The following is a 13,055-nucleotide window of genomic DNA, read 5'->3' as shown; positions in this document are numbered from 1 at the left end:
GCCGCTCACGCAGGCCGCTCAGGGCAAGCCGCTCACGCAGGCCGCCCGTCCGCCGCTCACGGACGGACCGGGCCACCCACCGCGGCCTCTCACGCCGGCGCCGCCAGCAGCGGCCTCGCCTGCTCGCGCAGCTCCGCGACCCGCGGCTCGTGCCCGTAGGGCTCCAGCCGGTTCAGGAGGTCACGTACGTACTCGGTGGTGCGCGCCGAGGAGATGCGCCCAGCCACTTCGACGGCTCGCGCACCGGCCGCGCACGCCGCGTCCAGGTTCCCCGACTCCAGCTCCGCCACCGCCGAGACGACCAGCCGCAGCCCGTGCGACCGTACGAACTCCTCCGTCGGCTTCGACAGCGCCTTCTCGGTGAAGCGGCGCACCTGGCGCGGCGCCTTCAGGTCGCGGTAGCACTCGGCGGCGTCCGCGGCGAGACGGTCGTAGGAGTAGAAGTCCAGCCACGAGGGGTCCGCGTCGCCCTCACGGGCGCGTTCCAGCCAGCTCTCCGCCGCGGACAGGGCCGCGCCGCACGCGTGGGAGTCGTTGGCCTTCGCGTGCGCGCGGGCCTCGACGAGACGGAAGAAACTCATGGTGCGGGCCGTCGCCAGGCTGCGGTTGCGTTCGACGGCCGCCTGGGCGAGATCGACGCCCTCGTCGGCGAAGCCCCGGTAGGTGGCCTGCAGCGACATCGACGCCAGCACGTACCCGCCCAGTGGTACGTCGGCCGCGGCGCGGGCGAGCCGCAGCGCCTGGATGTAGTAGCGCTGCGCCGCCTCCTGCTGCCCGGTGTCGAAGGCCATCCACCCGGCGAGGCGGGTGAGTTCGGACGTCGCGCCGAAGAGGGAACGCCCCACCTCGTCGGTGTACGCGCCGAGCAGCAGCGGCGCCGCGTCGACGCGCAGACACTCCGGGACCATCGACGAACGCCAGTCGCCGCCGCCGTACTTGGAGTCCCAGCGGCGCGCCTCGTCCGCCGCCTCGCGCAGTTTCGCCACATCGGTGTGGCCGACGCGCAGCGGCGAGAGGGAGTCGTCGCCCTGGCCCTGCTCGTTCTCGGCGGAACCGTCGTGCTCGGCGCTGCTCGCGGCGGTCTCCGGGTCCCGCGCGACGGAACTGTCGGCCGGGGTGATCAGCCAGCGGGACGCGGGCGTCGCGTACGCGCTGACCGCGAAGGAACCCGCGAGGGACTGCCAGATGCCGCCACCGCCGCGCCGACCGCCGTGCAGATCCAGACGGTAGAGGTCTGTGGCCGACTTCACGGCGGCGCGTACGTCGCGCGGGAAGGCCAGGCCGACTTCGGGAGCCGGGTCGGCGTCCGCGAGTCCGATCTCGTGCAGTGGAACGGGACGCCCGAGCTTGCTGCCGATCGCGGACGCTATGAGATGCGGAGCGGCGCCCTGCGGGACCATGCCCTTGGAGACCCAGCGGGCGACCGACGTCTTGTCGTAGCGGAGCGTCAGACCGCGCTGCGCGCCCAAGTCGTTGACCCTGCGGGCGAGTCCGGCGTTGCTGATCCCCGCGAGGGCGAGAACGGTACCGAGTTTCTCATTCGGCCCGCGTGGCTCCCTGGACATGCGCGCACACCCCTGACACACACCGACGGCCGCCTCCCTGCCCGGCGCCAGACCGGGGTGAGGCACCTACTACCCGTGCGAAGGACACGGGATGCCTCCCTGCACCGGGCACGGCGCGGGACGCACTGAGGACTTAGCGTAGTTCGCCGCATCCCTACCGTTAAGGGCCGCCGAAGTGGATGGCGGGATTCGTGTCCGTGCGCGAACCGGGGAATGGACATGTGCGGGAAGCGGGGACGGCGCACATCCGTGACTGTCCGCGTGTACGTGCGTCCGTCACGTGCCAACCCCGGGGCGGTCCACGGCAGTCGGCCGAAATCGTGTGCGGAAACCGTCGGATAACGTCATCGCGGCCGTGCTCCGGGTGTGTGGTCGTGCGCCTGCGCATGCGCCTGTGCGGCCTCGTCGGGGGGCGGTTCCATGGAAGGTGCGTGGGTCGGCCCGCTGCACTGGACCAGTGGGCTGGGGGAAACCGCCGCCCCATTCCCCGCGGGCGACGGGTCCGGCTCGGGAGGTTGGAGAAGCCTTCCGGGCCACGCCGTCCCCTGCTCTTCGTCCGGCAGTTCCGCCGCCCGCCGCGGGACTCTCCGCCTCCGTGCCGGCCGCGTCCCGGGGCACCCCGTAAGCCGTTCACGGGGTTCGCCGCCGGCTCGCGGGGAGGGCGCGGTGAACACGGCGCGTAGGCTTCACGGGTCCGGTGGGTGAGACGGTGAGGTGGCGTCAACGTCCGTCCACAGGCTCATACTTGGCCGAATAACATCGGTCAGTCGTGCGGTGCCCGGTGCCGACGCCAGTGGAATATGCCGGTGCCGGCCACGGTGCCCAGGCCCCGCCGGACTCCGCACGTACGTCTGACCGGGTCGTCGGGACAGGCGCACGCTCCGCGCAACCCGCGTTCGCCGACGGCGCGTTGAAGCCAGATATGCGCCCCTTTCACGCCTCTCGTGTACCCGTCTCGTGGCAACATGGCCGCAAGGGCAGCTGACGGGACGCCCACACACGGCGTCATTTCCAGGCAGCGGAGGCGGGCGGCGATGCGATGGTTGGTGGGGTGGAGCAGCGCCGCTCCCCGAGGCGGCCCGCCGGCTCACCACTCCCTGCAGCCGGTGGGCGCCCAGCTGTTGTGGAGCGACCCCGACCCCCTGTGGGCCGTCGGTGACTGGCGCCCCGACGAAGTGCGCGTCGTCCACGCCGACGGCAACCGCCTCGCCGTCTTCGGCTGCTGCGGCGCGAGCGACGCCGAACTGCGGGCCGGACTCACCGCCGCACGCGGCGGCGCATACCGCCATCTGACGGCCTGGCCCGGCAGTTACACGGCCGTCGCCTGCGTCGGCCGCCGCCTCACCGTCTCCGCCGACCTCGCCGGCGTCCGCCCCGTCTTCCACACCCCCTGGGAGGGCGGCACCGCCTACGCCACCGCCGCCCTCCCCCTCGCCGACCTCATCGAGGCGCAACTCGACATCGGTCACCTCGGCGCCCTGCTCGCCTGCCCCGACGCGCCCGAGGCGCTGGGCGAGGGCACACCGTACGCCGGGGTGCGGCGCGTACCGCCCGGGCACGCACTGATCCTGCGCGAGGGCGGCAGCCGCGAGATCACCAGCTACGAGCCCACCGCCTCGCTCGTCGTCTCCGCACCGCCGCCCGTCGACCCCGACACGGCGGTGGCGGCGGTGCGCGACGCGCTGGTCGAAGCGGTACGGGCACGGCTGGCCGCGCCGCGGCACGCGTCGGAGAGCGACCTGGGGCACGGGGGCGGGTACGCGCCGGGGGCGGCGGCTTACGAGACGGCGGGTGGGGCGGCGTACGGCACCGATCCGTACGGCGATCCGTACGGCGGGGGAGCCGGGCCGGGGAGCGCGTACGGCGGCGCGTACAACGGTGGCGGCGACCGCGGCAGCGTCTACGAGCACGCCGCCAACGGCGCCAACGCCGCCAACGGTGTCTACGGGGACAACGCCGCCAGCGGCGCCTTCGGCACCAACGGGGCCTACGCCCACGGCTCCCACGCCGGTCACGGCGCCGCCGGGACCGGCAGGCACAGCGGCGCAGACCGCAGCAGCAACAGCGGCAGAAACAGCGGCAGAGCCAGTGCGGGCGGCACAGGCACAGCGGGCACCGGCACCGGCACCGGCACCGGCACCGGCGCAGGCACCGGCACCGGCAGATACGGCGCCAACGGCCACGCCGCCCGCGGCGCGGACGGGCGCGACCCCGGCCCCGTCCCGGGCATGGGGCCGGCCGACCGGCGCGCCGCCCGTGGCGGCCCCGCCCCCGGCGTCGGCGCAGACCTCTCCGGCGGGCCCGCATCCGGCACCCTCGCCCTGCTCGCCGCGGGGCTCCCCGGAATGCCCGGCACCGTCCACGGCACGCTCGGCGCCGAAGCCGGCGAACGCCTTCTCGCCGTCACCTTCAACGACCTCGCCACCAGCGCCACTTCGGCCGGAGCCGAACTGGAGCGGGCACGCACCATGGCGGAGAACCCGCGGCTGCACCATCTCGTCGTCGCCGCCGGTGAGGAGGCCCTTCCGTACGCCGAGCTGGAGGGACCTCTCACCGACGAGCCCGGCCCCTCACTGATCGTCGCGGACCGGCACCGGCAGCGGCTCGCGGTCGGCAGTTCGGACCATCTCGTCGGGCTGGGCGCCCGCCAGGTGATGGACGCCCACCCCGCCCGTCTCGCCGACCTGTTGATGGACCGGCGCCGCCGGCACCTGCTGCGTCCCGTCGCCGCGCTGGCACGCGCGGACGACGTACCGCCGGGACGGTCGGTCCTGGTGCCCTGGACCGTCTACCGGGCGGCACGAAGACTCGCCCGTACGCAGTACCGGGACGGCATCGCGGAGACAGCGGACCGGCTGCGTACCGGCGGCTTCGCACAGAACGGGTCAGGACGCGGGCGGGGACCGGACAACGGACCCGGCCTCGGCACCGACATGGGGAAAGGTTTTGCCGACCTCGGCGTCTTCGGCGGCGCGGGCGGCTACGGCAGTGAGGGCGCCGTCGGCGCCTCCGTCGCCGCGCTCACCTGGTGCCGTCCCGGACCGGCGGCGAGGTGGCTGACCGGGGAGGCACTCGCCGAGGTGTCCCTGCGGCTGGAGGCCGCGGCCAGGCTCCGCTCCTCCAGCGAACGTCCCGGCGAACGCCGCGCGCGCGCCGCGCTCGCCCGGCAGGCCGCCGATCACCGCGTACTCGAACAGGCCGCCGAGATCCGCAACCAGCGGCTGCACGCGCCCTTCTACGACAATCAGGTCGTACGGGCCTGCCGCGACCTCCCGGAAGCGTTGCGCGTCAAGCCGGGCGCTCGGGCGTCCGTGCTGCGCGCGGTGCTGCGGGGTGCGGGCGTACACGATCTGCCCGCAGGCTGGGGCGCTCCCTCTTACGCCCACCAGGCGGCATCCGTACGGGCAGGGCTGCGCGCCGCCGCCGGCGAACTCATCCAGCTCTTCGACGCCCCCCTCCTCGCGGACGCGGGACTGATCGAGGCGAGAGTCGTGCGCAAAGCGATCCGCGCGGCCGCCGAGGGCGAACCGCTGCCACTCGACGGCCTCGCCGACCTGATCTCCACGGAACTGTGGCTGCGGCGGCTCGTCTCCCGGCGCGGCACCTGCTGGACGGGCTCCGCCGCGCCGCGCAAGAGGGCGGTGGCGGGCGGTGTGCTGCCGGCACAGGAACGGCCCGCGCTGTGACGCACTCGACGACTGTGACGGACTTTGGCGACCGCGGTGGTGTGAAGGCTGCGGTGGTGTGAAGGCTGCGACGGCGAACCGCCCGCCTTCTCCGGTTTCCCGCGTCCTTCGGCTCTTCCCGCCCCTCAGAAGTCACCCGCCGTCCCTCGCGCACGCTGTCACAGCCAGGCATCTGGCACGTCTTGCACAGCGATGACGCGAGGTGACGGCCACGAGATGACGGCCACGGGGTGACGGCCGGTGAAGCAACCACCCGGTCGAGGGATTTCGCGCTTCATGCCGGCAACTACCGGTGGAGCAGCAACGGTCGAGCGGAAGGGGTCGGTGCGGCGCGCCTCACACTCTGGGATGCGGGCGCAGTCCTTCGAGGAGTATGTCGAGCAACCGCCTGGACGCGGCTGCCTGCTGTGCCGCGTCCGGAAGGGAAGGGGCGGCCGTGGCTATCACCAGCAGAACGTCGCCGACGGTCACGTCGGTGCGCAACTCTCCTGCGTCCCGGGCCCGTTGGACCATCTGACCCACGACGCTCAGCAACTCCGCACAGCCACCGTCCTCGTCGAAGCCGTCCGGCCGCTCTGCCGGCGCACCCGGCTGCCCGTGGCCGGGGTCATGCCCGGAGGCATCGCCGCTGTCGTTCTCGACGAGCCTCAGTCCCGAACGGCTGTCCTGCGCGTGCTCGGCCTGCCGCTGGTGCGGCACCCGTGCCCCGGACTCGGGCGAACTCGTCCCGGTGCTCCAGCCGTCGGCGCGGAGTATGCGCGGCGGCAGCAGCCGGCCCGCTCCGGACGCCACCGACGTGCGCAGGAACCGGGAGAGCGCGGACCAGGGCTCCACCTCCTGCCCCAGAGCGGAACGGGCCTGCTCGGTGAGGCGGGCCGTCTCCTCCGCCGCTATCCGCTGGACCAGTACGTCCTTGCTCGGGAAGCGGCGGTAGACCGTTCCCACTCCCACTCGTGCCCGCCGGGCGACGTCCTCCATCGGCGCGCCGTATCCCAGCTCGCCGAAGACCTCACGCGCTGCTCGCAGTACGTGCTCCAGATTGCGCTGTGCGTCCACCCGCAGCGGAGTGGGGCGCGGGGCTGCCCCTGTACCTGCGGGGCTCTCGGCGCCGCCCACTGCTCCTGCGGCGCCGATACTCCTGACGCCGCCTCCCGCCCCCTGGCTCCCGCTGTCCGGAACCGCCGTCATGGCTGCGGTCACGGAATGAGAGCCGTCAAAACCCTGAATGCGCATTATTTTCCCCCGGTCATCAAAGTCTCCCCCCGGAGACCCTCGCGCTGTCGCGGCCGGTGGCGCCGGCGCCGTGGTCGTAGCGCCGCACCCCCGTCGAGACGAAGATAGTTGAGCCCGCGTCGTGAGAGAAGGGGTGGGTTCCGGGCCGTCCCAGCATGGCCGAGGAGCGACGCGGGCCGGGCTTCGCACAGGGGGCCCGGCGTTGGCCCGGCACGCGGCTGAGCTGCGACGACTCTTTCCGCGCAGAGGGCGGAAAAGAAGCGGAGAGTCTGGTTCCGTCAGTCACACAATTTCCTTGAGCCTGTGGACAAACACCCTGCTCCGGGTGCGTCATGGACAGGTGACGAAGGCGATGAAGGAAACCGCGCGCATTCTCGTGATCGGCGGCGGCTACGTGGGCATGTACACGGCGCTCCGCCTGCAGCAGAAGCTGAAACACCAGCTCAAGCGCACCGCACAGGGGCGCGACGTAGGCGGCGGCGCCCCACAGGGGGGCGTCGAGATCGTGGTGGTCGACCCCGAGCCCTACATGACCTACCAGCCGTTCCTCCCCGAAGCGGCCGCCGGTTCCATATCCCCGCGCCATGTGGTCGTGCCTCTGCGCAGAGTGCTCCCGGACTGCCGGCTCGTCATCGGTGAGGCAGTCTCCGTCGACCACGGGGAACGCGTCGCCCGCGTCAGGACCCTCGCCACCGAGGAGGAGGGAACCGGCCCGGTCGAGATCCCCTACACCGAGCTCGTGCTGGCGCCCGGCTCCGTCTCCCGCACCCTCCCCGTCCCCGGCCTCGCGGACCACGGCATCGGCTTCAAGACCGTCGAGGAAGCCATCGGGCTCCGCAACCACGTGCTGGAACAGCTCGACATCGCCTCCTCCACCCGCAACCCCGAAGTGCGCGACGCCGCCCTGACCTTCGTCTTCGTCGGCGGCGGCTACGCGGGCGTGGAGGCCCTCGCCGAGCTGGAGGACATGGCCCGTTACGCCTGCCGCTACTACCACAACGTCCGGGCGGAGGAGCTGAGGTTCCTGCTCGTCGAGGCCTCGGGCCGAATCCTCCCCGAGGTCGGCGACGAGATGGGCGTCTACGCCCTGCGCGAGCTGCGCGCCCGCAACATCGACGTACGCCTCGACACACGCCTCGACTCGTGCGAGGGCAGGGTGGCCGCGCTGAGCGACGGTTCGCGCCATCCCACCCGCACTCTCGTGTGGACCGCCGGCGTCAAGCCCCACCCCGTCCTCGAGGCCGCCGGCCTGCCCCTCAACGAACGGGGCAGACTCAAGTGCACGGCCCGGTTGCGGGTCGAGGGCGTCGAGGGCGCGTGGTCCGCCGGCGATGCCGCCGCCGTACCCGACCTCATCTCACGGGAGAAGGGCGAGGCGGGAGCCTTGTGCGCCCCCAACGCCCAGCACGCCGTACGTCAGGCAAGACGACTGGCTGACAATCTCGCCGCCACACTGCGAGGTGAGCCGCCGACCGACTACCGTCACGCCTACGCGGGCTCTGTCGCCTCCCTGGGGCTGCACAAGGGCGTCGCGCACGTCTACGGGCGCAAGCTGAAGGGCTGGCCCGCCTGGTTCATGCACCGGGCGTACCACCTCAGCCGTGTCCCCACCCTCAACAGAAAGGCGCGCGTGCTCGCCGAATGGACCCTGGCAGGGCTGTTCAAGCGTGAGATCGTCTCTCTCGGCTCGCTCGAACACCCCCGTGCGGAGTTCGAGATCGCCGCCGGCAGCGGACGCCGTACCGAACGGAACTGAGGCCCGGCCGGGCCCCGACGTCCCGGCGGAGCCACCGGCGGGGGCGCCTGACGGAAAGGCAGCTGAGTGATCTCATGGGTGCCCTACGCGTGATCCAATGTCTCCGCCGTGCACCACGCGGGGCGTGTGACCATGAGTGGGCTCGCATCCGCACAGAGTGACCATACGACGGCCCGGCGGGAGGCCGTCCCCTGACCATCACGAGGAATCGGACGACCGTGAATTTCACGCGCTGGAGCGCTCGACTGCCCGGCACCCAGCGGCGTACCTCAGCCGCGCAAGCCGCCCGGGCGGCAGCGCAGGCGCAGCAGAAGTCCGAGCAGCAGGACACCGCCAACGGGGTGGAGAGCGCGGATGGTGCGGGTGCCGTCCCAGCGGCCCGTGCCGAGCGCCGTGACGGCACCTCCGTCAGCGAACCGGCCCGCCCGGCGGAGCCGGGCAACCCGAACGCGACGGCGACCGTCGGCAGTTCACCCGGAGCGGCCGCACCGACGGGCGGCCGGGGACCCCGCGAGCAGGCAGACGCGGCAGCGCAGACGGGAGCGTCCCCCACAGCCGGGTCTGCAGCCGGGTCTGCAGCCGGGGCCACAGCCGGAGCCACGGACGGGGCCACCGCCTTCGCCGCCGGAGACGGCGCACCCGGTACGCACGTCACCCGCAGCATCGACGCGCTCTCCGTCCACGACCTGCTCGGCCAGGTGCCCGCCCTCGCCGCAGTCGTGCACGGCCCCGACCACCGGATCGCGTACGTCAACGACGCCTACACCGCCGTCTTCGGCAGCCGTACGCCCGGCGAGGCCGCCCGTGAGGCACTGCCCGAACTCGTCGAACTCGGCCTGCTTCCCCTCATGGACCAGGTGCTGCGCAGCGGCAAGCCCCGCACCGTCAAGTCGCGCCGTGTCCCCTGCCGGACGACCGACGCCCGCGAACCCCGCGACGGCTTCTACAGCTTCACCTGCACTCCCATCACCGCCGACGGCGAGAGCGGTGTGCTGATCTTCGCCGCGGACGTCACCGATCAGGTGGAGGCCGCCGAACGCCTGCGCGCCAGCGAACGCCGCCAGCGCGAAGCCGCGGTCACCCTGCAGCGCAGCCTGCTGCCGCAGGAGCTCGAGCAGCCCGACGACCTTCGCGTCGCGGCCACATACCAGCCGGGCGGTACGGAAGCCGCTGTCGGTGGCGACTGGTACGACGTCATCACCCTCGGCGCCGGCCGCACCGCCCTGGTCATCGGCGACGTGATGGGCAGAGGAGTGCGTGCCGCGGCTGTCATGGGCCAACTCCGCACAGCGGTACGCGCCTACGCCCGCCTCGACCTCCCCCCGCACGAGGTCCTGCAACTGCTGGACGGGCTCGCCGCCGAGATCGACCCCAGCCAGATCGCGACCTGCGTCTACGCCGTGCACGACCCCAACGAGGGCGTCCTGCACTACGCCTCCGCAGGCCATCCGCCCATCATCGTCCGCGACACCGAAGGTGCGGTGCAGCGCGCCTCCGAGCCGACCGGGCCCCCGCTGGGCACCGGGGGCTGGGTCCACACCTCCTGCTCGCTGCCGTTCACGCCCGGAGCCTCCGCGGTGCTCTACACGGACGGCCTCGTCGAGCGGCGCGACGCCGACATCGACACCGGGGTCGCCACCCTCGAACGAGCCTTCGCCGGCGCCACCGGCTCCCCCGAGATCGTCTGCGACCGGCTGCTTCGCTCCCTGGGCATCACCGCGGAACATGACGACGACGTGGCCGTCCTCGTGCTGCAGCACCCCGCCCGTACCGGCCCGGACGCCGAACTGTTCCACAACGCCGCCCTCGACCTGCTCGGCGGCACAGAAGCAGCCCCGCGCGCCCGCGCGTTCGCCTCCGGCGTCCTCTCCTCGTGGCGGTTCCCCAGGGAACTGCAGGATCTGGGCGTGATGGCCGCCAGCGAACTCGTCGCCAACTCCCTCCAGCACGGCACACCGCCCATGCGGCTGCGTCTGCGGCGCACCGACCGTCGTCTGATCGTCGAGGTGACGGACGGGGACGATCACCTCCCGCGCCGCCGCAGGGCCGACCCCGTGGACGAGGCGGGACGCGGCATCTCCATCGTCGCCACCATCGCGTCGGCCTGGGGGTCGCGCAGGACGCCCGGAGGCGGCAAGTCGGTCTGGTGCGAATTCGCCCTGCCGGCCACCTGAACCGCCCCGACGGCCGGCCGGCCGAAGTCCCCGTACGCGGAGGACCCGGCCGGTGTCAGACCCCGGCGCCCACAGCGTGTTTCGTGGCGTCCCCGTCGAACGGGGCGCCGTCCTCAGGGCGGGAAGCGTCGCTCCCCGCCACCACGAGTGACCCGTACGGACGGTCCTGGCGGGCCGTCAGCCGCCGTCCCAGCCATATCGCCAGCACACTCACCGCGAGCGAGCAGGCCACGAGCATCACGATGTAGAAGCCGTAAGCCCCCATGGCGGCCAGCAGCCCTCCGACAGCCGGCCCAGCGGCGAGCGCCAACTGCTTCACCAGGGCGAACGCCGAGTTGTACTGACCGACCAGCCGCGCCGGCGCGAGGTCGGCCACCAATGGCGCCACCGTGGGGGAGAGCATCGTCTCGCCCAGTCCGAAGAGCGCATACGTGGAGATCAGCAGTGCCGTCGCGAGCGCCTGCGTTCCGTGCACGAGCCCGGACGCCCCCGCGGCCAGCCACGCCACCGCCCATATGACGCCCACCAGAGCGACCACCCGGCTGCGCCTCCGCCGCTCCACCAGCCGCAGCACCACGAACTGGGCCAGCACGATCACCGCCGTGTTGGCGGCCAGCGCGATGCCGAGTGTGGACGTCGATATTCGGGTGACCTCGACCGCGTAGGCCGACAACCCCGACTCGAACTGGCCGTAGCAGGCGAAGAACAGGACGAACCCGAGCACACACAGCAGCACCATCGACCGGTCCCGCAACAGCACCGACCAGCCGTTCGCGGACTCCCGCGTTCCCTGTGCGCCACGCCCGGCCGCGACCTCGCCGCCGGCTGCCTGCGGCAGCCGGACCGTCGCGAGCACCACCGCCAGGAGTACGAACATGGCGGCCTCGACGACGAACAGCAGGGTGAACGTCGCGGGCCGGTGCTCATCCACCAGCAGACCGCCCAGCAGCCCGCCGAGCCCCAGGCCGAGGTTGTTGAGGAAGAACTGCGTGGCGAAGGCGCGGGAACGCGTCGCGCCTGTCGAGCAGGCCACGACCATGGTCGCCAGAGCCGGCTGAAGCACCGCCACCCCCGTCCCCATCAGGGCGGACGAGGCCAGCACTGACGGGGCGCTCGCGGAGACACCGAATCCGAACGCCCCCAGCGCTCCGAGGGCCGAGCCCGCGAAAGCCATCGGCAGAGGACCCCGGCGGTCGATCACCCTGCCGGTGAAGGGCAGCACCGCGAGCGCCGACACGGCGAACACCGCCAGTACCGCACCGGCTGTCGCGTCCCCGAGGTCGCGCACGCGCGAGGCGTACACGAACAGGAACGGAGCGGTGAAGCCGTTGCCGAACGCCGCCAGGGCGTTCCCGAACTGAATCCGGCGCAGCGCAGCGCCCATCGCCAGGGTCACACTCACCTACCTCTGATCAGGTCCCCGAGGAGGAGACTTCGAAGCTAAAGTTCGAAGATAAAGAGTACACACGGCAAGTCTTCGAGTCGAACGAGTTCACGTGGGATACTCCGGCCATGCCTCCCGCGCACGGCCAACAGCCCTCACTCGACGAGCAGATCGCCATCTACCAGCGCGAATACCGCGACCTGGACCCCCGGGTGGAGAAGGTCGTCAACGCGCTGAGCCGGCTCGACCGCCGGATGAACGTCGCCTACGGACGGCAGCTCGCCACGCTCGGCCTCGGCCACGCGGAGTGGGAGGTGCTCAAGGAACTGGTGATGTCGGGGTCGCCCTACCAGCTGTGGCCCGGCACCATCGCCAGGCGCCTCGGGCTGACCCCCGCCGCCATGACCCACCGCATCGACCGCATGCTCGCCCAGGGACTGGTCACCAGGGAGCGCGACGAGGAGAACCGCGTACGGGTCATCATCGGCATCACCGACGAGGGCCGGGAGAAGTGGCTCCAAGTGATGCGTGAGGCCTCGGTCTTCGAGGAGGAACTCCTCCAGGACCTGACGGACGTCGAACGGGCCCTGCTGGGCGAGCTGCTCACCCGGCTGCTGCGCCGGGTCGAGCACGCCCAGCCGGACGCGGGCGGCCGGCTGACCGACCTGGACTGAACCCCGGTCGGGGGCATGAGCAGCAAGTTGACACGGTGGACACCGAAACGTATTGTCCTCCGGGTTGCCGCGGGGCCGGTCGGTTTTCGTGGTGGCGTTCTTGCCGTTTCGGCGGCGGTCTCTTGTTGGTGGTTCTTCCCCGGCTTTGGTCGGGCTGGTTGTGCTGTGCCTGTTGGGGTTCGGTGGATATCAGTTCGGTTGTGAGTGGGTGCGGCGCGATTTTGTGTCGTGGGGGTTGACGGTCTAATGTGGCGGCCGCGTCGGAAGGCGCCCCCTTCGACTGGGGTTTCGGATTTGCGGATCCGGGTTCGGGATTCGGACCGGGAAAAGCGTCTGATAGCGTCGGTTGCACCGAGAGGGAAACGTCCGGAGAGGCCCTGTGAGGGGTTTTGAAGGGATCGTCCGTTCTTTGAGAACTCAACAGTGTGCCAAAAGTCAACGCCAGATATGTTGATACCTCGTGCCTCATAGTTTTGTGGGGTGGGGTTTCTTTGAGATTGATCAGCGAGGATGTTGTGCATGCCGGGATGATTCCTCCCGGTGGTGCCGCTCTTCGGTGGTTGCTGATGAAGCATTCACGGAG

7 protein-coding genes are annotated in these 13,055 nt (G+C 71.8%); 4 read left to right on the top strand and 3 right to left on the bottom strand.

Going from position 1 to position 13,055, the window contains the following annotated elements; genetic code table 11:
- Nucleotides 1–89: 89 nt before the first annotated feature.
- Nucleotides 90–1,565, bottom strand: coding sequence for an NsdA family TPR-like regulatory protein (locus H343_RS0126380; RefSeq protein ID WP_028433583.1), 1,476 nt, complete (start codon nucleotides 1,563–1,565; stop codon nucleotides 90–92).
- Between the two features lie 1,034 nt (nucleotides 1,566–2,599).
- Between H343_RS0126380 and H343_RS36165 the strand changes: the two genes are divergently transcribed.
- Complete coding sequence (locus tag H343_RS36165) at nucleotides 2,600–5,251, top strand: asparagine synthase-related protein (protein ID WP_486587058.1); 2,652 nt, start codon at nucleotides 2,600–2,602, stop codon at nucleotides 5,249–5,251.
- Between the two features lie 336 nt (nucleotides 5,252–5,587).
- Here H343_RS36165 and H343_RS0126370 read toward each other — a convergent pair whose 3' ends face one another.
- Nucleotides 5,588–6,484 (bottom strand): helix-turn-helix domain-containing protein, encoded by an 897-nt coding sequence (locus H343_RS0126370; RefSeq protein ID WP_078506129.1) that lies wholly within the window; start codon nucleotides 6,482–6,484, stop codon nucleotides 5,588–5,590.
- Nucleotides 6,485–6,836: 352 nt separating this feature from the next.
- Here H343_RS0126370 and H343_RS0126365 point away from each other — a divergent pair, with 352 nt between their 5' ends.
- Both H343_RS0126365 and H343_RS0126360 read left to right on the top strand, forming a co-directional pair.
- Nucleotides 6,837–8,240: an NAD(P)/FAD-dependent oxidoreductase gene (locus H343_RS0126365; RefSeq protein WP_028433581.1), complete on the top strand. Its 1,404-nt coding sequence runs from the start codon at nucleotides 6,837–6,839 to the stop codon at nucleotides 8,238–8,240.
- Between the two features lie 218 nt (nucleotides 8,241–8,458).
- Nucleotides 8,459–10,414, top strand: coding sequence for a SpoIIE family protein phosphatase (locus H343_RS0126360; protein ID WP_028433580.1), 1,956 nt, complete (start codon nucleotides 8,459–8,461; stop codon nucleotides 10,412–10,414).
- Nucleotides 10,415–10,469: 55 nt separating this feature from the next.
- On the opposite strand, the gene H343_RS32965 is transcribed toward H343_RS0126360, so the two are convergent.
- On the bottom strand, nucleotides 10,470–11,798 hold the full coding sequence (locus H343_RS32965) for an MFS transporter (RefSeq protein ID WP_199779004.1): 1,329 nt from the start codon (nucleotides 11,796–11,798) through the stop codon (nucleotides 10,470–10,472).
- 128 nt (nucleotides 11,799–11,926) lie between these two features.
- Between H343_RS32965 and H343_RS0126350 the strand changes: the two genes are divergently transcribed.
- The gene (locus tag H343_RS0126350; RefSeq protein WP_028433579.1) at nucleotides 11,927–12,472 is read left to right on the top strand and encodes a MarR family transcriptional regulator; all 546 of its coding nucleotides are present in this window, start codon (nucleotides 11,927–11,929) and stop codon (nucleotides 12,470–12,472) included.
- The last annotated feature ends 583 nt before the right edge of the window (nucleotides 12,473–13,055 follow it).

Source organism: Streptomyces sp. TAA204 (assembly GCF_000424965.1).
The sequence above is the reverse complement of the archived record's forward strand: the minus strand, read 5'-3'. Positions and strand labels throughout refer to the sequence as shown.

What these genes read in the sequence shown, in the direction of transcription:
- H343_RS0126380 (WP_028433583.1), bottom strand. Translation starts at nt 1,565, where the DNA reads ATGTCCAGGGAGCCACGCGGGCCGAATGAGAAACTCGGTACCGTTCTC.
- H343_RS36165 (WP_486587058.1), top strand. Translation starts at nt 2,600, where the DNA reads ATGCGATGGTTGGTGGGGTGGAGCAGCGCCGCTCCCCGAGGCGGCCCG.
- H343_RS0126370 (WP_078506129.1), bottom strand. Translation starts at nt 6,484, where the DNA reads ATGCGCATTCAGGGTTTTGACGGCTCTCATTCCGTGACCGCAGCCATG.
- H343_RS0126365 (WP_028433581.1), top strand. Translation starts at nt 6,837, where the DNA reads ATGAAGGAAACCGCGCGCATTCTCGTGATCGGCGGCGGCTACGTGGGC.
- H343_RS32965 (WP_199779004.1), bottom strand. Translation starts at nt 11,798, where the DNA reads ATGGGCGCTGCGCTGCGCCGGATTCAGTTCGGGAACGCCCTGGCGGCG.
- H343_RS0126350 (WP_028433579.1), top strand. Translation starts at nt 11,927, where the DNA reads ATGCCTCCCGCGCACGGCCAACAGCCCTCACTCGACGAGCAGATCGCC.